Genomic DNA, 26,511 nt, shown 5'->3' on the forward strand with positions numbered 1-26,511 from the left:
CTTCGGATTTCGCCTCATGTGCATTGTTCGGTGCTTCAGGCTCATGGTCCTTTAGCCACTTAGTTAACAGCCCAATCTGACCACATTTATATGCGGCATAGGTCAGTCGCAAAGCATTTGACAACACTTCACTGTCACTCCAATTGGTGACATTGCTAATTTCTTTATAACTATTCATTGCTTGCGGAGTGATGTATCCACGTACCAGCTTTTTACCCTGAGCTTTTTGCCTTTCGCGAAAACGCTTTTGCTTGAGTGCATTAGCTGAGGGGGATTTTTTTGTTTTAACTTTTGCCGAACCACTCATGAGGAATGCTCCAATGACTCATATTGTTTTGTTAGTCTAGCATAGCGAAATACAAATAGGGTTATGCGTTACCTTTTATTGATGAAAAACACTGTTCAGAGTTGTTTAGCTTACAAGTGTTCGCTAAATTACGCGCAATTTAATTAAAGTCATGAGTTGATATGTCACTAGTTAATCAAAATAGTTTTACCAAAGAAGAGTTATTAGCCTGTAGCCGTGGAGAATTATTCGGCCCAGGTAACAGCCAATTACCTGCCCCGAATATGTTAATGATGGACCGCATTGTGTCTATTACAGAAACCGGTGGTAGCGCAGATAAAGGACAAATTGTTGCGGAATTGGATATAACACCGGATCTGTGGTTCTTTGACTGTCATTTCCCGGGTGATCCTGTAATGCCTGGTTGCTTAGGCTTAGACGCGATGTGGCAACTAGTTGGCTTTTTCTTAGGCTGGAGTGGCGGTCCAGGTAAAGGTCGCGCATTAGGTGTTGGCGAAGTTAAGTTTACCGGTCAAATATTACCTACTGCGAAAAAAGTAACTTATCACATTGATATGAAACGCGTTGTTAAACGCAAATTATTTATGGGCTTAGCCGATGGTGTGGTTAAAGTTGACGGTCGCGAAATTTATTCAGCCAAAGATTTAAAAGTTGGCTTGTTCCAAGATACCAGTAACTTTTAATGCATACTAAAAACCCCGCTTATGCGGGGTTTTTCCTCAATCATTGCAAATAAAACTAGCGACTAAATCCTAAGTTTCTATCTTCAACGGCCTCTCTCCATCCTCCTAACCATTGCGACCTGGCATCAGAGGTCTGGAATGGACATAACTCTTTCGAACGGCCTGTAATACCAGCTTGGTATCCTTTGGCATGTGCACGTGTCAACTTATCTCTTTTTTGTCTTTTCATTGAGTTACCTCGGTTGAATTGATCATATGTCAGCAAACACAAATGTTAGGAGCTGTCGCATTGAGAAAATGTGTTTGCTCACATATATAGAGATAGTGGATCACTCAATTTGGTTCAAGTTAATTTGCGACAGTCAGCACTTGACTTTCGTTAAATGAATGAAAGTTTTATGAATTTTTTATTACATTAAATCGTTATAAAAATATGCATTTTTACTGCTCTCAAATATAACGATTTAATACAATTAGTTAGTGATTTTTGACATAAGAAAAGCTGCTCAAAAGCAGCTTTTTAAAATGATAATTTACGTACTAAGTCTTACAACTTAACGACTTTACGCCGAGACAGCCCGGCGATCACCAACAATAATGCGGTCGCAAAACCTAAGCCAGCGCCTTTACGCTCAACAGGTTCATCGATCAACTGACAATCATCGATTTCACCATTTGCGATTGGAACTAATTTAACTGAATACACCATATCCTCGATAACAGGCTCACCGTTCTCATCCAGGAAAATTTCTCCAGTTACATCTTTTGCCTCAGCACGCAGACGCGCATTCGCGATAATTTCATTCTTGTCATTGATATCGACAGCATCAACCAACGTGTAAGGGCTGTCGCATGCGATGAGCGTGTTTAGATTGGTTAACGTGTCAGCTGAAATATCATACATAAAAGCATTTTTTTCCCTGACTTGCTCTGCTGAAGCTTCAATTTCGCTTTCACCTACAACGACGTTATTCGAGTTAATTGCTCTTGGCGTAGTGCCTGCACTGGCAAAAAAACCTCTCGGATAGGTGGCTGTATCACTGTTCATATCGTAGACAAACATCGTTTCTCTTGATACGCCATTCGATTCACGGGTCACGGTTCCCACAATGTAGTCATCGTTGATCAACGTTGCACTGCTTAATTGGTTTTCGTCTCTTGGCAGTAATTCAGTTACAGCGCCATTACTATAAGTTACGGCGACTAGTTCAGCTTCTACTTGTCCAAAGGACGCACCAGGTCGTGTGATGGTAACTCCATCACCCGTCATTGAACTACCCACTGCCATACCCGCATCATTAATATCAAACGCGCGACTGGTATAGCTAAATGAATCATCCGCATCAGGCTCAAAAACTAAGCCGTAAGTGGTCACATCAACAACTTGCCCAGATGCATCTAATTGCCATATGTGAGGTCGGGTTTGGGCTGTGCGACGGAGCACATCCGCTAAACCACCGCCAGACTCTCTTAAATTACGTAGGCAAAGTTCAACTGGCAAATCACCACGCGACTCATCATCAGCACAACTGTCAACAAACTCAACACTTGAGTCTGCAAGCGATGTTGCACCAAAACCGACAACCTGCATATTGTTGTTTATGGCTACCGCTTCGCTATATCCACCCAGACGCGTCTCAACAGATAGCAACGGGGTCGTCTGTCCATTAACGTCTGCGAACGCACGATTAATATGCTCATTCAACACATAGGTAATGGTATCACCAGATTCGTTGACGTAGTCCAATGTGCTATAAGGACCAACACCGCGTCCAACACTAATAGAGCCATCGATAGCATCGCGAACGATTGTGTTGGCACTTTGCGTGTAATCATTAAACGTATCGGTTACAACATCAAAGCCAGGGATTAAATCCATATCAACACCGTCAGTGCGATAGCTCCTGTATTGCGCCAATCTTTGCACTACAACGCTGTTCGCCGCACGAGCTTGAATAAGGATATTCACAATTGTCGTGAGATCTTCAGTATTGAAATTGCCTGCTTTTGCAGCATCAATATCAGTCAATGCATTGATTAACGTTTCGCTTTCAAAATCGAGCAAACTAATGTCTACAGGAGGATTAAACTCATCCTGAACAGTGACATACATCATCCCGTCGTTGGTAAGTGCTTGAGCAAAATTATTGACTCCAATAGCATCTACGGGAAGCAATTCCACACGGTATTGTGCAGCTTGAGATAGGTTAGCTGACAGGGCCAACGCCGATGCAATGGCCAGTTTGGTTAACTTCATTAATTGTCCTGTTATTGTGTTTATTCTAGCGCACTTTCTAGTTCGTCCCAGCGCAAATAAGCCCCTTCAAGCTGCTGCTCAACGTCAGCGAGCTGATTTAATATTGGGGTTGTCTGCTCTGCTGGCTGACTAAAGAACTCGGGACTATTGATACTTTCTTGTAACTGCCCTTGTCGCTCTTCCAATTCTTGTATTAACGCAGGAAGTGAGTCGAGTTCCCGCTGATCCTTGTATGATAACTTTTTGTTTCGTTTGGGAGAAGCCTCACGTTTATTTCCGTCGTTATGACCGGCAGTAATCGTATTAGTTTCATCGATTTTGCTATTCTTGGCTTCTGAAACCGCTTTTTGTTTAGCAGAATTTTCCTCATACCACTGATTAACATCGGTGTACCCACCAATAAATTCGATGACTTCTCCGTTACCGGCAAAATATAGGCTACTCGTTACAACGTTATCGACGAACTCCCTATCGTGGCTAACCAACAGTAACGTACCCTGATAATCAACAAGGAGTGATTCTAATAACTCGAGCGTTTCCACATCAAGGTCATTGGTTGGTTCGTCCAATATCAGCACATTGCTAGGTTTTAACATTAGGCGCGCTAACATCAAACGGTTCTTTTCACCTCCAGAGAGAGCCCTTACCGGCACGTTAGCGCGCTCAGGACTAAATAAATAATCCTGTAGATAGCTCATCACATGACGCGGCTGCCCATTAACCACCAAATCACGTTTACCATCGCCCACACTATCAATAACCGTTTTATCCAAATCCAACGCACTACGATGTTGGTCAAAGTAAGCAATTTCTAGGTTAACACCTTGCTGGACACTACCGCTTTTAGGCGCTAGCTCCCCTAGAAGTAACTTGATCAATGTGCTTTTACCGCAGCCATTCGGTCCAATAATGGCAACTTTGTCACCACGTTGAATGTTAACGTCTAAATGACTAACGATTGTCTTGTTATCAATATGATAGGTTAAGTCATGTGATTCAAATACGCGCTTTCCTGAGCGATTGCTGACATTGTGACTAATGCTAGCGTTCCCCACCACTTTGCGTCTGGCTTTAAACTCTTCACGCAATGCTTTTAACGCCCTAACACGGCCTTCATTGCGTGTACGTCTAGCTTTGATACCCTGGCGGATCCAAACTTCTTCTTTCGCTAATTTTTTATCAAACTCAGCTTGATGTCGTGCTTCGATCTCAAGATCTTCTGCCTTTTTAATCAAGTAGCCTGCGTAATCACCGGGATAACTGGTCAAATTGCCACGATCCAAGTCCACAATACGAGTGGCTAGATTACGTATAAATGCTCTGTCATGGCTGATGAATACAATTGATCCATTAAACGCCTTTAAGTGCTGCTCCAACCAGCGGATCATGTCGATATCAAGATGGTTTGTAGGTTCATCAAGTAATAGAACATCAGGCCCACCGACTAACGCGCGCGCCAGAGCAGCCTTACGGCGCCATCCCCCGGATAACGTCGCCAATGATTGATTAGCATCTAAACCAAGCATTGTTAATACGTTGGCAATTTGTTGTTCCAATTGCCATGCATCAAGTGTTTCTAATGTTTCCTGCAGATGCTGAAGCTTGTTAAGCGCCGCCTCCGATGGAGATTCACTGACAACTTGTACTTGCTTAAAATACTCTCGCAATACATCACCTGCATCACTGAGGCCTTCTGCCACGTAATCGAACAAGGTAACGTCAACACTCTCAGGCGGGTCCTGAGGCAAGCGAGCAACCTTCACATCGTTTGAGACAACTCTAACACCATCATCAAGCGTTATTTCATTTGCTAACACACGCATTAGTGTCGACTTTCCGCTTCCATTTCGGCCAACGATGCAAACGCGCTCTTTAGGCTGAAGCGTGAACTCTACATTATCAAGTAAAGGCGGCGTACCATATATGACGGATGCCTGCTTTAATTGCATTAAACTCATAGTAAAAACTGCTCTACATCTTCTGTATTAAAAGGCCAGCGTAATTCGCTCCCGCTATCATCACGGCGCAGGACGGGGATCAACACCGCATAGCGGTGATAAAGTTCATGATCGTCGCGGATATTTTTTGATTGGATGATCAGCTCGCGCCGCTCAAGTGAATTTATCACCTGCATTGCGTCATCACACAGATGGCATCCTGGGCCAGTAAACAACGTTAGCTGCATAGCGTTAGCATCCAGCACTGATGTATCTTCGGATTTCGTTTAAAGTCTTCTGGTAATGTTTTTTGCGATAAATTTTCGATACGCAATCCTAAAGCGGTAAGTGCTTCTTGATCCAGTTTGAAACTACGCAAATTATTAGAAAAAATTATTTTACCTTGTTGATTTAATCGCTGAACCGCATTAGTCAATAACGCTACATGATCACGTTGTACATCCCAGGTATTTTCCATTCGTTTGGAATTGGAAAACGACGGTGGATCAATGAAAATCACATCGTATTTTTTATTATGTGATTTTAACCAAGCAACACAATCAGCCTGAACAAACTCATATGCGCCTTGAAGTTTATTCAATCTGAAATTGTCTTTAGCCCATTGTAGATAGGTTTTAGACATATCGACCGTCGTTACGGAACGCGCACCATGTAACGCACACATAACAGAGACACTTCCTGTATAGGCGAAAAGATTTAGCACATCCTTGCCTTTCGATTGCTGGGCTACGAGCTGACGAGTAATACGATGATCCAAGAACAGACCGCAATCTAGGTAATCAGTAGGATTAACGTAAAATTGGGCACCATTCTCTTCAACGATGATTCGGTTAGCTTGCGCATCAACCTTTTCATATTGCGCAGTGCCCTTTTGTTGAGCGCGTACTTTTAGCGCAATCTTCTTTGGATCAACACCAGTAATACTGGGTAATTGAATGATAATATCAGTTAAACGTCGTTTAGCTTTTTCAGCAGGAATATTTTTGGGTGGGGCGTATTCTTGAACAATAAGCCAGTCATTATAAACATCAATCGCCACATTATAATCGGGTAAATCAGCATCATAAATGCGGTATGCGTTTGTATTATTCTGCTTTAGGAAACGCTGTAATTGTTTAAGGTTTTTCTTGAGGCGATTGACAAATTCCTCACTGCCGCCACTACTCTTCGTTGTTAGGTTTGCTGGATCAAGCTCAAAATTAACCAACTTACACTCTAATTTACCATTCATTATCGTGTATTCATTGCGAGCTCTTAGCTTTAACTGACGCAGCAGATCACGTTCCGAAGTCAGTAAACTGACGTGCCAATTGGCGAAATGTTGCTTTAAATGTTCCCCCCATTTATTAAACAGGGGTACTAGAGAAGCGAGATCACTCAATCTTTCTCCATACGGAGGATTTGAGACAATAAATCCTGCTTCAATATTCGATAACGCAAGTTGAGTCGCGTCTTTACGTGAGAATTGAATATTGCTAAAAACGCCAGCCTGATCCGCATTTTTCTTTGCAATACTAACGAGTGACTGCTGGGAATCATTGGCGATAATGGTGCCTTTATACTCGCAAATCGATGACTTAGCGTGCTCCACGATTGAAGTCCACAAACGCTCATCATGCATTTGCCATTGACTAAATCCCCACTGCTTGCGCAATAGACCCGGAGCGCGGTTAGTTGCCATTAAGGCCGCTTCAATTGCAATCGTACCTGAGCCACACATGGGATCAAAAAGACATTTTTCCATGTCTTTGCTCCAGCCAGAGCGCATAAGTATTGCACTTGCAACATGTTCCTTTAACGGCGCCTCTCCGGTTTCAGTGCGGTATCCACGCTGATGAAGACTTCCTCCGGACAGATCAATTCCCAGAGTCACTTTGTCTCGCCACAAGCGTGCTTGTATGATCACAGACGGTGCAATTTTACTTACGTTGGGGCGAGCAAAACCACGTTCGGTAAAGCTATCCACAACCGCGTCTTTAACGCGTTGGGCTGCGAATTGACTGTTCTTTAATGCGCGATTAGTACCACTAAAATTAACTAAAAATGAATCGGCTGGTGCGAAGTGCGCTGGCCATTCAATGCTTGCAGCCGTATCGTATAACTGTTGCTCATTATCAGAATTGCCTTCGACGAGTACCCAAATCACGCGATTCGCTAATCTGGACCACAAACACAGTCTGTAGGCATCCGCAAGAGAAGCTTGTACGATGACCTGACCAGGCTTGAGTTTAACCTCTATCCCTGGACAAATAGACTCTACTTCTTGTTTTAACAGCTCATCTAAGCCTCGGCTTGTGGTGATGATCACTGTGTTTGTGTTTACACTCATAATATGGACGTTTTCTTTTGGTCAGTGGCTCAAAGAGAATCAATAATATTTTTGATTAACTTAGGTCCTTGATAAATCATAGCTGAATACACCTGAATCAAAGATGCTCCGGCGGCTAAGCGTTGTTTTGCGGCTTCAGGACTATCAATTCCCCCGACACCAATAATCGGCATTTTCGCCTCTAATGCATCTGCCAACACTTTGGTTACATGCAAACTTTTGTCAGTCAAGACCGAACCAGATAGACCGCCTGCTTCGTTCGCAAACTCTATCCCTTCAACCTGACTTCTATCGAGTGTTGTATTGGTCGCGATTACACCATCTATTCCAGCATTGACAAGAGATTGGGCAATAGAGCGGATTTCCTCGTCGGTTAAATCAGGCGCAATCTTAACAAGTAGAGGTTTGTATGCACCGCTGGCCTCAGCCAGTTCTGATTGACGCTGTTTCAAACCAGTGAGCAGATGGTCTAAGGCCTCACCATACTGAAGGTTACGCAAGCCAGGTGTATTCGGTGATGAAATGTTGACCGTTATATAATCGGCTACATCGTAGGCTTTATTAATACCGATAATATAGTCAGACAATGCGTCTGCTTCCGGCGTTTGCTTATTTTTACCAATATTAATCCCGACTATGCCGTCGAAAGAAGCGCGTTTTACCCGATCAACTAAATAATCGATTCCCTTATTATTAAAGCCCATACGATTGATTATCGCCGACTTTTCCGGCAAACGAAACAGCCGCGGCTTTTCATTACCGGCTTGCGCTAGCGGTGTTGCGGTTCCGACTTCGACAAAACCAAATCCCATTGCACCAAAGGCATCTACACATTCACCGTTTTTATCTAAACCCGCGGCCAAGCCCACTGGGTTTTTAAACTTCATACCCAAAACAGTCACGGGCTTTTCCGCGACACGTTGAGAATATGTGCACTTAAGTAAATTAGATTGAGAATATTTCAGCCAATTAATCGTTAAATCATGGGCTTTTTCAGGTTCGCAATTTAATAGCGCATTTTGCACGAGTCCGTACATAAAATTAGGTATCCCCTAACAAAAACGCCCCGCATTGCGGGGCGTTTACTTTTCGCAATGAGCGCTATTTTAATGGTTTGCCTTCACGCTTAACAGCATCAATTCGCGTAAAGCGACAGAAAACTTGGCAAAATCGTGAGTTGTACTGGTTTTAAACTCAGACATCATGTGATACCAGCGTTGCAATAGGACTTCATTTGCATCCATCCACTGTTGCAAAATAACCTCAGCTTTTTTCTCATTCGGTGCGTTCATTAATAAAGAGTTGGTAATCGAACGTTGTTGCCAATCCAACTCTTCACGATATGAAGCTCTTGCGAGTGCCTGCCAATGGTTGCTCACTGACTGATTATTGATTTGTTCCAAGAACCAGTGCAGTTCCAATTCAGAGCCAAGCTGATAGTACAACTTCGCCGCAATAGCATTACCACGTTTGTCGGTTTGCGCAATCTGTGCCAAATCAAGTGCACAAAACATGTTACTGAAACTCGCCACAGAACGCGCGATATCTTCAGGAACACCCTGCCCAATCAATTTCTCAGCAGCGTGCTCTACTTGTTTATATTCTTCTGGTACTAAGTACTCTGGTAGATTTTCACGCAAGTCTTTATACACATCACTGTATTGCGCAATAGCTTCTTCAATACCAAGGCCCATGTTACCGTGACGTAAATACCAACGAGATGCACGACGTATAGTTCTGCGTGCTTGTTCAAGCATGCCGAGTTGTACATCTGCCGGGACTTTGTTATCCAGCTGTTCTATCGCTTGCCACAGATCACCAATACCGAATATCGATTTAACAATAGAATATGCAATCGCCACTTCCGCTACGGTTGCACCAGTTTCCTCCTGGATCCTAAACATGTAGTTAAGGCCCATGTCATTGACTATCTCATTGGTGAGCTTAGTCGCAATAATTTCCCTGCGTAGCGGGTGGTTCTGCATCTGCTTAGCAAATTTCTTGCGCAACACCAGTGGGAATGCGTTGACCAGAAGACGGTCATAGTATGGATTTTCAGTGATGTCAGGCGTATTCAACTGGTCTTTTAAAACCATTTTGCCGTACGCGATAAGCACCGAAAGCTCTGGGCGCGTGAAGCCTCGATCTTGCGCTAAACGATCAGACACCTCTTCGTCATTTGGAATAAACTCCAATTCACGATTCAAGGCACCTTCTCGTTCAAGACCATGAATAAAGCGCAACTGCTCTTTAATTAAACTGCCGCCTGCGCGCTCTGTAATCGATATCGAAAGCGTTTGGCGATAACAATCCTGCAGTACAATGCTCGCGACATCATCGGTCATATCGTAAAGCAACTTATTACGCTGTTTAACCGTCAGTTCACCATCGTTGACCAACGCATTAAGTAAAATCTTAATGTTAACTTCGTTATCTGAACAGTCAACGCCGCCGACGTTATCGATAAAGTCAGTATTGACGCGTCCACCATTCGACGCAAATTCAATACGGCCTAATTGCGTTAAACCCAGGTTTCCCCCCTCGCCGACAATTTTAGCTCGCAGATCTTTACCGTTCACGCGTAACGAATCATTAGCACGATCACCTACGTCACTGTGACTTTCTTTACTGCCCTTAACGTAAGTTCCAATACCACCATTCCAGAGTAAATCGACTTCCATTTTCAAGATATTGTGGATCAACTCATTCGGTGGCATGGCTACTTGGCGAGTACCTAACCACTTTTTCATTTCAGGCGTCAGCTTAATTGACTTAGCTGAACGTTCAAAAATACCGCCGCCTTTAGAAATTAAACTGCGATCATAGTCATCCCATGACAGACTTGGATTTTCAAACAATCGCTTACGCTCTTTATAACTAGATGCAGCATCTGGGTCTGGATCGAAGAAGATGTGCATGTGGTTAAATGCAGCAATGATCCGCGTATGTTCAGATAACAACATGCCGTTTCCGAACACATCACCAGCCATGTCACCGACACCGATACAGGTAAAGTCTGTCGTTTGGCAATCAATCCCGATCTCACGGAAGTGACGCTTCACTGATTCCCAGCCACCGCGTGCAGTAATACCCATTTTCTTGTGGTCGTAACCGATGCTGCCACCTGATGCAAACGCATCACCTAGCCAGAAGTTGTATTCCTCTGATATCCCATTCGCGATATCTGAAAATGTTGCGGTGCCTTTATCGGCTGCGACCACCAAGTAAGGGTCGTCTTCATCGAGGCGTACCACATCTTTCGGGTGCACAATATTCCCATCAACAATGTTATCGGTGATATCCAATAAACTGCGAATGAAGGTTCTATAACAATCCTGACCCGCTTCGAAAATAGCTTGTCGACCTTGATCCGTTGGCAAGTTTTTACAAACAAAACCACCTTTTGCACCGACAGGGACGATAACGGTATTTTTAACCTGCTGTGCTTTAACCAAACCTAAAATTTCAGTCCTAAAATCTTCTTGACGGTCAGACCAACGCAAGCCACCACGAGCGACCTTACCGCCGCGTAAATGAACACCTTCAACTTTAGGTGAATAAACAAAGATCTCGAACTTCGGCAATGGAAGCGGCATGTCTGGGATCATTTCTGGCAGCATTTTGAACGACACATAGGATTTTGGTTTGCCCTGTTCGTCACTCTGGAAGAAATTAGTCCGCAAGGTTGCTTTTATCAAATCTAAATAGCGTCGGATAATACGATCATCATCAAGGTTAGAAACCTTGTCCAAGTGCGTTTCAATATCCGCTAACAATGATTCTGATTTTTTCGCGTTGCGCTTAATGGCCGGATTGAACTGTAAATCAAAATAATTAACCAGACATTCAGCAATCGTTGGATACGCTGCCAATGTACTCGCAATATAGTCATGACTAAAGGACGTCCCTATTTGCTTCATGTATTTTGCATAAGCACGCAAAATCGTTACTTTACGGCCCGTTAGATTCGCGCCCAGAATTAGGCGGTTAAAGCCATCATCCTCTAACTGATTACTCCACACTTGAGAAAATGCAGTTTGGAATAATGATTGTGCTGTTTCCATGTCAAAATCTTGCACGCGTTTATGCAACATTTTGAAATCCATAATCCAGTTAACGTTACCTTCAGCACACGTCACACGATAGGGGCTTTCATCAATAACACGAAGACCGAAGTTTTCTAGCATCGGTAATACGTCAGACAAGTGGATAGGCTCATCCTTATGGAAAAGCTTTAATTTAACCACATCGCTGTTTGATGGCTCTTCTTGAGGTCGATAGAACAACATATCGAGCTTGTTGTCATCGCCTAACAATTCGAGTCGCTCAATATCAACAAGTGCAGCACTAGGTAAGTTTGATTCTGTGTAGCTACGCGAGAAAGCGTTTGCATAACGTTGCTGTAACGCTTTACCTGCCGCCTCTCCATGGGCAGATACAATTGCGCTTGCTAGACGATCATTCCAGGTTTTCGTCAGTTCTATAATATTATTTTCAATTTCCTTCACATCGTATTCCACGTTGTTATCTTTTACTCGCGTAATGTAATGCGTACGCGCATAAACTGACTCAGAGAAATACGTAGTGAATTCCACGTCTTCCTCGCTACCAAACGCTAGTTTCAATAGTGCCTGTGTTTCCTTACGCAATGCCGTGTTGTACTTTTCTCTCGGTACAAACACCATACAAGAAATAAAGCGGCCGAAACTTTCTTTGCGCATAAACAAACGCGTAATACCGCGTTCCTGCATTTGGAAAATGCCCAGGATAATACTGGTTAATTCAGCGTCCGTACTCTGTAGGATTTCATCGCGCGGGTAGGTCTCGATAATATTAACGAACGCTTTATATGCGTGGGTACCCGGCTCAAGACCAGACAAGCTGCATACGCGTTGGATCTTTTCTCTTAGTACCGGAATTTGAGTGGCACTTGCATTGTAGAAAGATGCCGAATAGAGACCGATAAAACGGTGCTCGCCTACCACCTCACCTTTATCGTTAAATTCTTTTACGCCTACATAGTCCATATGAGCAGGACGGTGAACGCGCGAACGTGTATTGGTTTTGGTCAGAATAAAAGGGTCCTGACTCAATGCAGCACGTTGTGCACTAGAAGCCATTTTTGAAATCAAACGCTCACGCTCTGTCTTAGAGTTTTTCATTAACCCTAAACTGGTGTCGTTCTCTGGCACCCAGCGATGATCACCTTTAATCGCTTTAACTTGGTAATAGCGATACCCCATCAAAGTAAAGTTGTGATCGCCTAACCACTCAAGGAACGTTAACGCTTGTTTCTTTACTTCCGTGTTACTAATTCCCGCCTTACCATTCGCTATCAAGTCTATGACGGTATCAATCTTATCGCGCATAGGTTGCCAATCGGTTACGGCTAAGAAAACCTCATCAACAACAGAGTGCAATTCGTTAGTTAATGCTTTAACGGCCTGTTGAGAATTTTGCCTATCGATTTCAATCAGTAAAACGGTTTGCTTAACAGCGCTGTCTTTTTTAGCCTTGGGCGGATTGTCAAAGAATTCTGTAACACAGTTATTCGCATCTCTTCGCAATGAGATTGGGCTGTGTAATAGCAAGTGCGCAGAAATTTCCATTCGATTTAATGCCATCCGCACTGAATCAACTAGAAATGGCATGTCATTGACAATGATTTCAACAATCGTGTGGCTGCTATGCCAACCGTGTTTTGAAATCTCAGGATTAAATACTCGGATAGTAGGCTTCACAGCGTCGTAGCGCTCAAATTGGTGCCAAAGGCTAAGTGCAGCACCATATAAATCACTATCGTTGCGGTCTTCTAGGTCGTCGGCCGCCATATTTGAGTACAAGCGCTGCGCGAATTGCTTGACCAATTTAGAAAACGCAGCGTCGACGTTTTTGTCGATTAATTTATAAACATTTTCGAGGAGTACAGAGTGAGGCTTTGTGGCGAATGTCATTCGTTAACCTTTATTATTGTCTCGCTAGCGCGAGATCATGTTTAAATACAACGCATTAGGCGCCTATTTTCACTAAATCTCGACGCTTTGAAAAGCGATAATTTAACGATTAATTTACACTTTAGATAACTATGCAAATTAAGCAATAAAAAAGGGCATATTATGCCCTTTTCTTATCTATTTATGCTTAAAAAACTGGTCTATCCATTGGTATCGCACTCTTTGCTGCGACTAAACCACAGTAAGCGAGCAATGGCAGGGAGTACCACAATAGCCCCAAGCATATTCACGACAAACATGAAGGTTAACAATATTCCCATATCCATCTGGAATTTAAGCGCTGAGAACACCCATGTACTAACGCCAACCGCTAACGTAATACCGGTGAACAAAACGGCACTGCCGCGCTCTTTCAATGCATCTAAATACGCATCTTCCACTGAAGCGCCCTGCTTCAATCGTGCACTCATGGTAGACAATATGTAGATGCCATAATCGACACCAATACCCACACCTAATGCGATGACTGGCAAAGTCGAAACCGTTAGGCCAATTTCAAGCAATGTCATTAACGCTTGCGCAAGAACCGACACAACGTACAACGGAATTACCACTGAAAGTGTTGACCTCAATGACCTAAAGCTCAACAGACACAGGAAAATAACCGCGCCAAACACATAAATCATCATAGGATCTTGTGCCGCATCAACCGCTTCATTCGTTGCCGCCATTACACCGACTGGGCCTGATGCCAACTTAAATTTAAGCTCATCGGTTTCAAATTCTTGGCCATAGGCTTTAACCGCATCTACAACACGAGAAATCGTTTCGGCTTTGTGATCTTCCATAAATAGGATGACAGGCATCACCGAGCAATCACCATTAAGTAAGCCAGATGACGTTGGTACACGGCTAATAGCCTGAACCAAGGTTTGTTGGTTACGCGGTAATGTTTGCCACTTAATATTACCTTCGTTATAACCAGAGTTTACTATTTTCGCTACTGACGCCAAAGATACTGTCGACTGAACACCATTAACGTTTTCCATTCGCCATTGGAAGTCATCAATGGCTGACATTACCTCATAAGAGGTACAGGCTTCAGGATTGGTCTCTACAATAACGGAAATATAATCGACCGTGATTTCGTAGCGGTCGGTAATTAAAAATGTGTCCTGATTGTATCGACTGTACTCATGCAGGGCTGGAGCACCGGCATGTAGGTCGCCAATTTTCATATTTTGCGACTGAACATAACCCAATACAAATAACAGCGCTGTCACTAACACAATCGAAATTGCCGTGCCTTTACGAGAACAAGATGCAACAGCATTCCAAAAACGATCGGCTCTATTTTCTTTCCCAGCAAATTTTTGCTTGTACTTATCACCTAGTGTTAAATACGACATCAATACCGGCAACAATAACAAGTTAGTGAAGATAATAACGGCTACGCCCATACTGGCCGTAATCGCGAGCTCTCGAATAATACCGATATCAATGACTAACAAAGTCATAAACCCAACGGTATCTGATAACAGAGCAATACCACCAGGAATAAGCAATACTCTGAATGCGTCTTTTGCGGCTTGGAACACAGACAAACCAGCAACAACATCCTTACCCACAGAGTTAATCATTTGTACGCCGTGAGAAACACCGATCGCGAATACCAGGAATGGTACTAAAATCGACATTGGATCTAGGCCAAACCCAAGCACCGTTAGCAATCCTAATTGCCATATCACGGCAATGATTGAACACAGCAATGGTAAAAATGTCAGCATTAGTGATTTACAGAAGAAATAAACCATAAACGCAGTAATGACGATAGCGATAGCAAAGAACAACAATACATCTTTTGCGCCCTCCGCTACGTCTCCAATCATCTTCGCAAAGCCGATGATATGAATAGAAATCTTATCATTCTCATATTGCCCTCTGAGCTTTTCTTCTAGCTCTCCTGCAATTGCGAGTGTATCCAGTGGCTCCCCTGTTTCAGGGTCAAGATCTAATAGTTGAGCCGTCACCATGGCACAACTGTAATCATCAGATACCTGACGGCCTACAATTTTTGCTTTCTCAATATTTGCAGCAACGAGATCCAAAGCAGATTGATTCTTAGAGTTAAAATCCGCGGGAATCACTGGGCCGCCCGCAAAACCACCTTCGACTATTTCAGTGAAACGCGTAGAGGGCGCAAATAGGGAAACCACCAATGAGCGATCAACGCCATTGATGAAAAACAGTTGGTCATGGACATTTTTAAGTGTGTCGAAAAAGTTTGTATTAAAAATGTTGCCGTTTTTATCACACACAGAAACCAATATGTTATTGGCACCACCGAAATCCTTTCGATGTTCCATATAGGTTTTCATGTACTCATGATTTAACGGAATATTTTTTTCGAATCCAGCATCCAATTTTAACTGGGTTGCGCTGTACAGGAGCCCTACCGTTATCAATGAGAAAATGGCAATAACTACGCCTCGATTATTAAAAACCAGGCGCTCAAGGAAGTGACTAATTGCTGACATAAGGCTTCCTACTTCAGAGTTAACGGATACAACCCATCTGCAGTGACTGCAGTGGCTGATTCATTTTTGGAAATCACAGTTGCTATGGCGCTTTTGCTAGGGATCTGCTGATATTTAACACCGTTTTCTCCGCAAGCACCGGAACTATTCGCTTGAAGTCTAGCAATATCAACGGTTAAAACGGCACCATTATTCCCAACAATGAGAACATTGCCATCATCTGTCGGTATTATTGAGTTCAATGTAGCTGTGGTACAACTATCAACCGCTGTCCACGCGTTATCACCATTGTGAACATACACCGCACCGCGTAGCCCTGCCGCTATCAATAAATCATCAGAAAGCTGACGAATATCAAAAAATGAGCCAGCATAATCTAATTCATATCTCTGCCATGAACGGCCTTGATCATCACTGTACGCTAGCAGGCCTGTCTCCCCTGCGGCGTAGAGTCTACCGTTATTTAAATACACACGATTAATGTGTGGCAGGATCGAGTTTAATTCTTGCTCATAAAAACTCTCGTCTTCCGCTTTAATTTCTTCTAAGTACTCAATGTCCAGTGGGTTCAAAAGCGACGCATGCAGTTCACTTGTCCATGTATCACCACCGTCTTCAGTACGGTAAAATAAGCCATAGGCACCGACAGATATGCCATGTGCTTCATCAAAAAACAAAATATCAAGAAACGGACGTTCTAACTCAGGCTGATTTAACTGAACCTTCCAAGACTGCCCTTTGTCAGCACTAAACATTATTGTGGCATCATGACCAGCCACGTAAACACTGTCGCCAATCGTATCCACTGCGGTCAATGTTGTCGTCAAAGGCATGTTAACTTGCTGAAAAGGAACCGTTGGAGACGAAGCAATTAATACGTGGCCTCGTTCGCCCACCACAACTGCAAAGTCCTTAGAAGAAGCATCCAGTAAAAGCGATTGCTCTACTAGAGGTGCTTGAAATGTATCTGCCTGTGTAAAGGCGCTGAATTGGAGTAATATTCCGGCCCAAATTACCGAACGTTTCTTTATCATAATTTACCACTTATAAAAAAACGGTTGGTGCTGCTCTCACAACACCAACCGTCTTAAATGAAACGACTATTAACGCTTGCCTTCGCGACGTAATGCAGAAGCTGTAAACTCTTTCTCGTCAGGACGAATTGTAAAGTCATACATACGCTCTTCATTATCTAGTCCAATTGCCAAATAACGGCGAGAGTTAAGGTCATGATATACATCAAGCGTAGACCAATGTGTTGGAACATCATAATAATTTACACCATATGCTAACCCGACACGATAAAGTTCGCCACGGTTATCATACATATCAGCCACATGGATTTGCCAGCTGTCTTCATCAATGTAGAAAACGCGTTTTTGATAAACATGTCTAAACTCGTCTTTTAACGTCGCTTCAACTACCCAAACGCGGTGTTTTTCAAAGCGAGTCAAATCAGGGTTAACGTGATTTGGCGAAAGAATATCAGCGTAGCTGACCTTATCGCTATGCAACTTATAGTTGTTGTATGCGATAAACAGCTCCTGCTTGCCTTTTAATTCCCAATTGTAACGGTTAGGTGAACCATTAAACATATCGAAGTCATCAGTGGTTCTTAGGCCATCGGCTGCAGTTCCCGGCGTGTCATAAGCAATATTAGGCGCCAAACGTACACGACGTTGCCCAGTATTGTAGGTCCATGCTTTACGCGGTTCTTTTATTTGGTCAACCGTTTCGTGAACTAACAATGCAGTACCGGCCAGACGAGCTGGTTTGGTAACCTGTTGTTTAAACATAAACAAAATATTTTGTTCAAGTAACTGTTCAGGCGTAATGCCCGGTTTTGAATAGTTGATCAATAACTCTTCGTCAAAACCAATAACGTTGTAATCACCGCTTGCAGTTACCGCTGCCTGACCACCAAAACGTGCTACCGCTTCACCACGATAACGCAAAATATGGTTCCAAATGGCTTCCAAACCATCCTGAGGAATTGGGAATGGAATACCGATAGCAGCACCTGTAAGACCGTTACCACCGTCTAAAAGCTCTGCGCGAGTCGCATTGGCCTTAGTTGCATCGTAAATCGATTGAGGGTTAGAAGCCGTTCGACGTGTTTGATAAACAGGCATCCTGTAGGTATCAGGATACGTTTCAAACATTTTCTTTTGACCATCACTCAGCATGCTGCTGTATTCTTGATAGTTAGCTGCCGTTATTTCAAATAAGGGCTTATCTTCCGGAAACGGATCAATGTGAAAACCGCCCGGTACAAAGCCTGCCGGTGGAGTCGTTATACCACCAGTCCAAGCTGGGATAGAACCATCAGCGTTACCTGCTTTTTCTGCACCTAGCGGCGTTAATGAATCGCCAAGTTTGGCAGCTTCATCTGCACTGACTTTGGCTAGCGTTGCGTGGCTGGACAGAGTTAGTGCCACTGCCGCTGCTAGCATTCCAAATTTTTTCATCATCATACTTCTTCCTAGATTGCGTACTTAATATTGAAAGACACGAAGTCACGGTCCGATAGCGGGTTCGCAGTACCTGAACCGTCCCAGAACGCATTGTAAGCTGCGCTAAATGACCAGCGATTTAGATAATCAAAGGTAAAGGTCACATTGGCCGATTTAACATCTTCAGTGAATAAGAATAATGGATTCGGCGTAGTACCATTTACATCGTGAGAGAACGTAACGCGCGTACGCAGGTTAACACCTGAGAAAATATTATTATGGTCAGCTACCGCTAATAATCGGTAACCCCAAGCAGTAGATGTTGCGAACTCATTCGTCTCAGGACCATTAGAAAGACCAATGTGCAAACCTTCACGATAGTTTAGAGAACCATCAGGATAAAAAGTAGGCTCTAGTGAAGGGGTACGCGCTGTTCCAGGCGTTTCTAAACGAATAACGTTTTGGTCAGGCATATCCAAAATGCTCACAACACCCACTTCACCCAAAAGAATGAAGTTGTCTGTACCCAGCACTGGGCCGAATACATGTGAAGCCGTCATCTGCGCCTGTACAGTGTCTGAATATAAAACAGCATCTACAATGCCACCAGGTGCGACTGTGCGACCAGTATTGGCGTATTGTGAAATGCCTGCCAAGTCAGGGCGTGCCACCTGAGATGGAACACCAGCAGCCGCTAATTGCTCAGGCATTGCAGCATACAACAACTCTACATCGTCCATCTGCAAAGGCTCATCCTGACGATAAGCAATCTCACCCGCCAACGCTGTTGTGCCTACGTTAGTATTGAAACTAAAACCGTATAATTTAATGTCTTCAGGATACACGAACACTGCTTCTGCAAATGTGTTCAAGTTTGTGACGTTATGGCGGTTGATTTCAGGCGTCGATGCTAAATAAGCTAGATCTCGCTGAATTCCTGCAGCGGTAAAGTCAGAAGCAATACCGTTAATCAGAGGACGTTGGCTATGGTAATTAATGTGGTATAAACCTAATTCAGTACCATTAAGCTCTTCAGCAAAATAGCCAATTTTTATACCGTATTGGCCTTGATCATCTGCGTCCTGATGCGCATCGTCACTCCAGCCTCGAAGCCCCACTTTGGTACTATAAGACAACAAAGCACCAGTTAATTCTGCAGGGTTAACACCTGATCTCAACGCGTCACCTAAACGATTCATTTCGGTCAGTAAGTGGTCTAGATCGATGTCTGGGTTACCAGTAAAGCCCAACTGAATATTATTTTTCTGGCCACCCTCGCCGGCAAAGTCAGTCGTAGCAAAATAACTTCCAGCAACAGGCAGTAAGCTCTTTTCCCACTCGTATTGATAGTAGGCCGACAAACTTAGATTGTCCGTCACACCCAAAGATGCAAACACCATCCCTACCGGAATAAATACTTCTTTTAACTCAGCACCTGGTGCACGTGCGCGTGTAACGTCAACAGGGTTAGTCGTATTAATACCATGTTGGATAAATGTACTTTCACCCCAGCTTACAACCTGGTCACCAATACGAAGAGATAAAGGCATGTCACCAACCCAAATATCGGCATAGGCGAATGCATCTAACAAACGAATGTCTGCACATAATTCATTACGCGCTTCTGGGTCACCACATAAATCAACTTCTTTACCCGTGATTGGGTTTGACCATGAACGACTACCGTTCAGTAGTTCGAAATCATAAAAATAGAAACCACGCGCAAAGAAACCGTAATCGCCGTTTCTAATATCGAGTTCGTGTAGGCCGCTTACCTGAGTAGAGAATGCATCGCCTTGGTCAAACGCTAAGTTACCCAAATCACCGTTGGTGCTGTACGACCCCATGCCATTGGAAATCGCCCATACGTCAGCAGATGGATATATTACGTTAGTGGCTGCGTTGTATCCGCTCCAATCAAACATAGGTAAATTACTATTACCAATAAGTGAGCGGTCTCGCTTCTCAGCACGAATACTGGTTGCTAACGTAAAGTTTGAATCAAGATTGATTTCAAAGTCACCTAACTCCCATGTTTTCGCACTTACCGTGCTGGAACCCGCTATAAGAGCAGCGATACCAATGGCGAGAGGTGTTCTTTTGAATGCACTAGGCCTGTTTGTCATCGTTTTTATTCTCCTGAGCCTTTAACAAAAGTTAACGGCATTAAGACCATATGTAGACTGATTAACAAAATGATTACATCATTTGTACGCAATCGCAAGGACAAATCGTACCAGTTGGAGCACATTTGTACTGTCGTTTCTAATTCCGTCTAAATTATAGACAAACGACTAGTGTTGGTGAGTTGAAATTTGAGTAAGACTGATTATTTTATTTTGCGCCGACGTTACTAAGCGAAACCGGGCATGAATGCCATTAGTACTAACGAATGGCCGCAAATTCTTAGCGGGTAGACTAATTCTAACCCCTGTTGTACTCAACACCACAACAGAGTTGTTTCCTTGCATGTATAGCTGCTCACACTGCTTGTAGGAAACACATAACGAAAATTCATATTCATTATTGGCCATAATGTTATTGGGATAGGCTTTTACTTACCTTCTCGTACAAATCTGCGCTCACATTTGGATTGTCCAGAATACGTATTAAATTTCTCTGGATCAGTGTTTGACGACTTTCATCAAATTTACGCCAACTGATCAGCGGTGTCACTATGCGAGCGGCTACCTGAGGATTTACCGCATCAATACTAAGAAGGTGGTCGACCAAAAATTTATAGCCGGAGCCATCAGCATTGTGGAGTCCAGCAGTATTGTAAAAAGCAAAGCTACCTAAAATTGAGCGTATACGATTGGGATTTTTAACGCTGAACTGTTTGTGTTCCATTAACAATTGAATGCGTGCGAGTATGTCCTTACGTTCAGTTGTGGCATGTAGTGCAAACCACTTATCAAGGACGAGTGGATCATCACACCAGCGTTCTTCAAAATGTTGCATAAGGCGCTCAAACAACGACGCATCAGCTGCCTGTGCGCACTGCAACGCAGTTAAGGTGTCAGTCATGTTATCTGCACAATCATATACAGATTGAATGCGCGATAGATCCATATTGCAATACGCGCATAATCGCATTACTGAGTTCAAACATTTGCGCTGTATTATCTGCTCTTCGGTATAAGCATATTCTGGTCGAGGCGTCAGCTGCGTTATCAATACGTCTAGCACTGCTGAACTGCTTTTGGCTATCGCCTCAATTACAGCGCGATATGCTGGCAAAAGCCTATTCAAATCAACACTTTCTAGTTCTGCGATAACCGATTCTATGCTTGGCAGTGCAATAACTTCACTCAGTAGTTCAATATTATTGGTATTGTTCTCAATGAAGGATGCAAATAACTTGGCTGTTTGAGTTAACTGCTCGGTATTGCCTGCGGCATAATCATTGACACTTCTTTTAAACAGTTTTTGGCTTGCTTCCCAGCGATCAAAATCGGTAGATGCACTCTGCAATATAGTCGTTAACTCGTCTAACGAATACCTGTAGTCCACGGCCACCGGGGCTCTAAAATGACTATTGACCACAATAGCTGAACAATCTTCTAAGCGAATATCGGTTGTTAACGACTCTTCATTCAACCAAATTATTTGTTCGCCTTGATGTTTGCCAGCCTCTTTACCAATAACTTCAATGGCAAGCGGGATCAATAATGGTTGTTTGTCTGCTTGATCGGCGGTAGGTGGTGTCTGTTGCTTAAACACTACCAAACCATTATCGGTTTGTGACATTGACACACGAGGCGTTCCCGATTGTGCATACCAACGCTTGAACAGCGACAGATCAACTTCATTGGCATCTTGCATCGCATTGACAAAGTCATCACAGGTCACGGCCTGTCCGTCATGCCGTTTAAAATACAATTTCATTCCCTTCTTAAAACCCTGTTCGCCAAGCAAGGTCCACAGCATCCTGATAACTTCAGCCCCCTTATCGTAAACCGTTACCGTGTAAAAATTATTCATTTCGATAACTTCTTGCGGTCGTATAGGGTGACTCATGGGGCTCGCATCTTCTGCAAATTGATGCTCCCTGATCACATTTACCTGCTTAATACGGGTTGCCAATGCTGCGTTGTAGGTTTCACTGAAGTATTGATCTCGGAAAACGGTTAAGCCTTCCTTGAGCGACAACTGAAACCAATCTCGACAAGTGACGCGATTACCTGTCCAGTTATGGAAGTATTCATGTGCAATTACCGATTCGATATTAAAGTAATCATCATCGGTTGCGGTCTCTTCGTTAGCGAGTACAAATTTGCTATTGAATACGTTTAGACCCTTGTTCTCCATCGCGCCCATATTGAAGAAATCAACAGCTACGACCATGTAAACGTCTAGGTCGTATTCGAGGTTAAACGTCTCTTCATCCCATTTCATCGCTCGTTTTAATGATTCGATAGCATGAGAACCGCGCGCCCCCATACCTTTATCAACATACAATTCGATCGAAACTTCTTTCCCACCACTAGTTGTGTAGGTATCTCTGATGCACTCTAGATCCCCTGCTACCAACGCAAACAAGTAACACGGTTTTGGGAAGGGGTCATGCCACCGAACCCAGTGTGAACCATCGTTATTGACACCGCTACCCACTTTATTGCCATTGGATAGTAGTTGAGGATACTTTTTAATGTCGCCGGTGATGGTTACATCATAAACAGCCAATACATCAGGTCTGTCCATAAAATAGGTTATCTTACGAAACCCCTCTGCTTCGCACTGCGTGCAAAACGCGCCATTTGATAAATATAGTCCTTCTAGGGATGTGTTTTGGCTCGGATTAATGGTTGTTTCTATGCGAAGAGAGAATTGTTGTGGAACATTATGAATGACTAAAGCGGTTTCACTAACATCATAGTCAGACCACATTTCACCATTGATGGATAATGAAAGAAGCGCCAGATTTTCACCATCCAGCTTTAGATCTAACGCGTTATCATTTTCCCGTTGCACAGTGCTAGTAGCGATAACGCGTGTGGTTACTTCATCAAGTACAATATCCAACGTTAGGGTTTTAACACTAAACGCAGGTGGTAGATAATCACATAAACGTTTCGCTACTTTCATAAATCTACTTTAATTTTTGGATTGTTCTGTTGCCAAAAGCTCATCCATATTAGGCGGTGTTATGCGTAGAATCTTTATGCCGAGATACGCATAAATAACCGCTAAGATCGGACTTAGCCAATTGAAAAAAGCATAAGCAAAATAAGTAAAGGGGTGAACGCCTAATACACCGTGCATATAGGCGCCGCACGTGTTCCAAGGAATTAACGGAGAAGTTAAAGTACCGCCATCTTCAAGACTCCGTGAGAGGTTTAATTGATCGAGCCCACGATGCTCAAACTCTTCTTTATACATACGACCTGGCATAACTATCGCCATATACTGATCAGCAGTCACCAAATTTGTGCCAATACAGGTCAAAATCGTACGCGATACCATATCTCCTGCACTCTTTGCGCCTTTAAGGATTGTACTTACAACTCGTTTCAGTAATCCTATTTTCTCTAAAACAGCTCCGAATGACATTGCACATATAATCAGCCAAATGGTATTGAGCATACTCTCCATACCACCTCGACTGAGTAAATCATTCAGGTTTGAATCTGGCGTTTCAAATGTCACGCCTGCAAACAACGCAGTCCACACAACAGTAATATTACCGAGTAAACCATCGAAAGCAGATGTATTCATCGAAGCCACGACATCTGGTTGAAATAGCAGTGCCCAAACACCTCCTAAAAGTGCACCGATTGAAACCGCAGGAAATGCTGGGACTTTTTTGACCGCTAATACAAGCAGCACAATGAGAGGTACTAACAGGTGCCATCCCATCTCAAAAGAACCTTCAAGCAAGGTTTGCATTTGCTGAATGCGTTCAGAAGAGGCGTTTAAGTCCTGATTAAATCCAAGAATTAAAAATAAAATCAAGGCCAACACAAAACTTGGGATCGTAGTCCAAAGCATATAACGAATATGATCAAACAGCTGTGTTCCAGCAACAGCAGGAGCCAAATTAGTTGTTTCGCTTAATGGCGAGATCTTGTCACCAAAGTAAGCACCTGAAATAACCGCACCGGCTGTAATTGCAGCTGACATCTCCATGCCAGCAGACACGCCCATTAAGGCCACCCCTACGGTAGCGGCTGTGGTCCAGGAACTGCCGATACTCATGGCCACTACAGCACAAATAACACAAGCAGCCACATAAAAAATTGCCGGGTTTAACAGTTCTAAGCCGAAATAAATCAGTGTAGGAACGGTTCCTGCCAACATCCAAGTACCGATAAGCGCACCAACGGCTAAAAGGATAAGTACCGCACCCAACGCCATAGAAATGCCGTTAACTATTCCCTCTTCAATGGCCTGCCACGTATAGCCATTTTTAAGACCGATAATGCCTGCAATACCTGTAGCAATAAGCAGCGCTACCTGATTGGGACCATATGACGATCCATCACCAAAAATATAGACAGCAGCGCCCATCATAACGACAAGCAAAACGACCGGAATAAGTGCATCCAACAAAGATGGCTGTTTTACATGAGTCTGAGTCATCTAAAAACTTCCCTACAGCACAGAACGAATAAACATAAAGAAAATCACCACCGGACAAATGAACTTCACATACAGTGGCCAAATCTTCCAAAACATAGTGCTTTCAATTTCTGGTGAGCCTTCAGTCAATTCTTTTAGCAACCCATTTCGGTTCCAAACCCAACCAGCAAATATACACAACACCATACCCAACAGAGGCTGGCTATATTGGGTTGTTGCCGCGATAACTAGCCCAAACAACGAAGAGAAATTAAAAATGATAATTGCGCTCAACACAAAAATTGATACGGCCAAAATCCACACTGCTTTGGTACGCGATACATTATGACTTTCAACAAGGTAGGCAACTGGTACTTCTAACATCGAAATTGATGACGTCAGGGAAGCGATTACCATTAGGGCAAAAAAGGCAAAGGCTATAAACGGCCCAACGCCTCCAATCGAATCGAACAAAGCAGGTAATACGGTGAAAATCAATTGGTCTTCCCCAATTAACGCGCCCGCTTCAGTGAATATTTCTACACCATTATGAAGTGCCACGTACATCGCAGGAATAATCAACATACCAGCTAAGATAGCAACACCTATATCCACTAATGCTACGGATACACCTAACGTCGGCAAGTTTTCTTTTTTACTGACATAAGAGCCATATACCAACATCGTACCCACACCTAAAGACATGCTAAAGAATGCCTGCCCCATGGCACTGATCAATAAATCCGGATGGAATACTTTTGAAAAGTCGGGTACGAGGTAAACCTTCCAACCTTCAATTGCGCCTGGTTGAGTACTTACATAGACAATCAATAGCAATATGATGATGATCAAGGTTGGCATGAGTCGGACAGACCAGCGCTCAATACCCTGACTGACCCCACCCGTTACGATCATAGCCGTCAATCCGAAAAACATCGCAGCAAACAGTAAGTTGCGTTCCAACGAAAACCCTATCATCCAATCAGCGGTACTCGTTGCCCCAGCGAAACGTGTTAATGACTCGGCAAAATAGGCGATCATCCAACCACCGACAATGGCGTAAAAGGCAAGGATCAACGACACGGTAACACAACCCCATAGGCCGACCATGCGCCCTACTCTATTACCGGAAATCTTACCCAATGCATCAACCATATTGGCGCGTTTAGCACGACCAATGACCAATTCAGCCATCAATACAGGGTAAGCTAGGACAAACGCTAATAGTAGATAAACCAATACGAAGGCTGCGCCCCCGTTTTCTGCAACTTGGTTGGGAAAGCCCCAAATATTGCCCAAACCAACAGCCGATCCTGCGGCCGCTAATATAAAGCCAAAGCGAGACGAAAATTCTCCGCGAGCACTCATGCATATTCCTCTTAGTTATTATTGTTATGCATTCGCCTAAAGACGAGAAAACGGGCTTGTATAAGCCCGTTCAATGTGTGAAAGATATCACTTTTTAACCTACT

Annotated in this window: 16 protein-coding genes and 1 pseudogene; 1 reads left to right on the plus strand and 16 read right to left on the minus strand. The window is 43.4% G+C overall.

Annotation, left to right across the window (positions count from 1 at the left end; all coding sequences use genetic code 11):
- Positions 1-40: 40 nt before the first annotated feature.
- Positions 41-307: pseudogene (locus CSH93_RS02000) on the minus strand (hypothetical protein); the annotation flags it as partial.
- 161 nt (positions 308-468) lie between these two features.
- On the opposite strand from CSH93_RS02000, the gene fabA reads away from it, so the two are divergent.
- Positions 469-990 carry a 3-hydroxyacyl-[acyl-carrier-protein] dehydratase FabA gene (gene fabA, locus CSH93_RS02005; RefSeq protein WP_100641435.1) on the plus strand — a complete coding sequence of 174 codons (522 nt, stop codon included), beginning with the start codon at positions 469-471 and terminating at the stop codon, positions 988-990.
- A gap of 55 nt (positions 991-1,045) precedes the next feature.
- Here fabA and rmf read toward each other — a convergent pair whose 3' ends face one another.
- The 15 genes from rmf to CSH93_RS02080 all read right to left on the minus strand — a co-directional run bounded on the left by rmf (position 1,046) and on the right by CSH93_RS02080 (position 26,407).
- On the minus strand, positions 1,046-1,219 hold the full coding sequence (gene rmf / locus CSH93_RS02010) for a ribosome modulation factor (RefSeq protein WP_100641438.1): 174 nt from the start codon (positions 1,217-1,219) through the stop codon (positions 1,046-1,048).
- Between the two features lie 318 nt (positions 1,220-1,537).
- Complete coding sequence (locus tag CSH93_RS02015) at positions 1,538-3,247, minus strand: DUF3466 family protein (RefSeq protein ID WP_100641440.1); 1,710 nt, start codon at positions 3,245-3,247, stop codon at positions 1,538-1,540.
- A gap of 20 nt (positions 3,248-3,267) precedes the next feature.
- On the minus strand, positions 3,268-5,205 hold the full coding sequence (gene uup / locus CSH93_RS02020) for an ATP-binding cassette ATPase Uup (protein WP_100641442.1): 1,938 nt from the start codon (positions 5,203-5,205) through the stop codon (positions 3,268-3,270).
- On the minus strand, positions 5,202-5,432 hold the full coding sequence (locus tag CSH93_RS02025; RefSeq protein ID WP_100641444.1) for a glutaredoxin family protein: 231 nt from the start codon (positions 5,430-5,432) through the stop codon (positions 5,202-5,204). Before CSH93_RS02025 ends, uup begins: the two co-directional genes overlap by 4 nt.
- A complete protein-coding gene (rlmKL, locus tag CSH93_RS02030) occupies positions 5,423-7,534 on the minus strand; it encodes a bifunctional 23S rRNA (guanine(2069)-N(7))-methyltransferase RlmK/23S rRNA (guanine(2445)-N(2))-methyltransferase RlmL (RefSeq protein ID WP_100641446.1) in 2,112 nt (703 codons plus the stop codon). The genes CSH93_RS02025 and rlmKL overlap by 10 nt, the downstream gene beginning before the upstream one ends.
- 29 nt (positions 7,535-7,563) lie before the next feature.
- Entirely contained in the window at positions 7,564-8,571 is a 1,008-nt protein-coding gene (gene pyrD / locus CSH93_RS02035) for a quinone-dependent dihydroorotate dehydrogenase (protein ID WP_100641449.1), read from the minus strand.
- 69 nt (positions 8,572-8,640) lie between these two features.
- Positions 8,641-13,488: an NAD-glutamate dehydrogenase gene (locus tag CSH93_RS02040; protein ID WP_100641451.1), complete on the minus strand. Its 4,848-nt coding sequence runs from the start codon at positions 13,486-13,488 to the stop codon at positions 8,641-8,643.
- A gap of 200 nt (positions 13,489-13,688) precedes the next feature.
- A complete protein-coding gene (locus CSH93_RS02045; protein WP_100641453.1) occupies positions 13,689-16,025 on the minus strand; it encodes an efflux RND transporter permease subunit in 2,337 nt (778 codons plus the stop codon).
- Positions 16,026-16,033: 8 nt separating this feature from the next.
- Entirely contained in the window at positions 16,034-17,059 is a 1,026-nt protein-coding gene (locus tag CSH93_RS02050) for a WD40/YVTN/BNR-like repeat-containing protein (protein WP_100641455.1), read from the minus strand.
- A gap of 69 nt (positions 17,060-17,128) precedes the next feature.
- Positions 17,129-18,496 carry a DUF1329 domain-containing protein gene (locus CSH93_RS02055; RefSeq protein ID WP_100642313.1) on the minus strand — a complete coding sequence of 456 codons (1,368 nt, stop codon included), beginning with the start codon at positions 18,494-18,496 and terminating at the stop codon, positions 17,129-17,131.
- An 11-nt stretch (positions 18,497-18,507) separates the two neighbouring features.
- On the minus strand, positions 18,508-20,604 hold the full coding sequence (locus tag CSH93_RS02060) for a DUF1302 domain-containing protein (protein WP_100641457.1): 2,097 nt from the start codon (positions 20,602-20,604) through the stop codon (positions 18,508-18,510).
- A gap of 168 nt (positions 20,605-20,772) precedes the next feature.
- Positions 20,773-21,012, minus strand: a complete 240-nt coding sequence (locus CSH93_RS02065; RefSeq protein WP_100641459.1) for a DUF2835 family protein — start codon at positions 21,010-21,012, stop codon at positions 20,773-20,775.
- Between the two features lie 4 nt (positions 21,013-21,016).
- Positions 21,017-23,566, minus strand: coding sequence for an aminopeptidase N (gene pepN, locus CSH93_RS02070; protein WP_100641461.1), 2,550 nt, complete (start codon positions 23,564-23,566; stop codon positions 21,017-21,019).
- 9 nt (positions 23,567-23,575) lie between these two features.
- On the minus strand, positions 23,576-25,060 hold the full coding sequence (nhaC, locus tag CSH93_RS02075) for a Na+/H+ antiporter NhaC (RefSeq protein WP_100641463.1): 1,485 nt from the start codon (positions 25,058-25,060) through the stop codon (positions 23,576-23,578).
- A gap of 12 nt (positions 25,061-25,072) precedes the next feature.
- A complete protein-coding gene (locus tag CSH93_RS02080) occupies positions 25,073-26,407 on the minus strand; it encodes a sodium-dependent transporter (protein WP_100641465.1) in 1,335 nt (444 codons plus the stop codon).
- Positions 26,408-26,511: the final 104 nt, after the last annotated feature.

The sequence above is a fragment of the Neoalteromonas facilis genome, from assembly GCF_002807665.1.
Taxonomy (GTDB): Bacteria; Pseudomonadota; Gammaproteobacteria; order Enterobacterales; family Alteromonadaceae; genus Alteromonas_E; species Alteromonas_E facilis.

Coding starts and splice junctions, on each gene's coding strand:
- CSH93_RS02040 (WP_100641451.1), bottom strand. CDS start 13,488: ATGACATTCGCCACAAAGCCTCACTCTGTACTCCTCGAAAATGTTTAT.
- CSH93_RS02025 (WP_100641444.1), bottom strand. CDS start 5,432: ATGCAGCTAACGTTGTTTACTGGCCCAGGATGCCATCTGTGTGATGAC.
- CSH93_RS02055 (WP_100642313.1), bottom strand. CDS start 18,496: ATGATGAAAAAATTTGGAATGCTAGCAGCGGCAGTGGCACTAACTCTG.
- pepN (WP_100641461.1), bottom strand. CDS start 23,566: ATGAAAGTAGCGAAACGTTTATGTGATTATCTACCACCTGCGTTTAGT.
- rmf (WP_100641438.1), bottom strand. CDS start 1,219: ATGAAAAGACAAAAAAGAGATAAGTTGACACGTGCACATGCCAAAGGA.
- rlmKL (WP_100641446.1), bottom strand. CDS start 7,534: ATGAGTGTAAACACAAACACAGTGATCATCACCACAAGCCGAGGCTTA.
- CSH93_RS02050 (WP_100641455.1), bottom strand. CDS start 17,059: ATGATAAAGAAACGTTCGGTAATTTGGGCCGGAATATTACTCCAATTC.
- uup (WP_100641442.1), bottom strand. CDS start 5,205: ATGAGTTTAATGCAATTAAAGCAGGCATCCGTCATATATGGTACGCCG.
- CSH93_RS02015 (WP_100641440.1), bottom strand. CDS start 3,247: ATGAAGTTAACCAAACTGGCCATTGCATCGGCGTTGGCCCTGTCAGCT.
- nhaC (WP_100641463.1), bottom strand. CDS start 25,060: ATGACTCAGACTCATGTAAAACAGCCATCTTTGTTGGATGCACTTATT.
- pyrD (WP_100641449.1), bottom strand. CDS start 8,571: ATGTACGGACTCGTGCAAAATGCGCTATTAAATTGCGAACCTGAAAAA.
- fabA (WP_100641435.1), top strand. CDS start 469: ATGTCACTAGTTAATCAAAATAGTTTTACCAAAGAAGAGTTATTAGCC.
- CSH93_RS02060 (WP_100641457.1), bottom strand. CDS start 20,604: ATGACAAACAGGCCTAGTGCATTCAAAAGAACACCTCTCGCCATTGGT.
- CSH93_RS02045 (WP_100641453.1), bottom strand. CDS start 16,025: ATGTCAGCAATTAGTCACTTCCTTGAGCGCCTGGTTTTTAATAATCGA.
- CSH93_RS02080 (WP_100641465.1), bottom strand. CDS start 26,407: ATGAGTGCTCGCGGAGAATTTTCGTCTCGCTTTGGCTTTATATTAGCG.
- CSH93_RS02065 (WP_100641459.1), bottom strand. CDS start 21,012: ATGGCCAATAATGAATATGAATTTTCGTTATGTGTTTCCTACAAGCAG.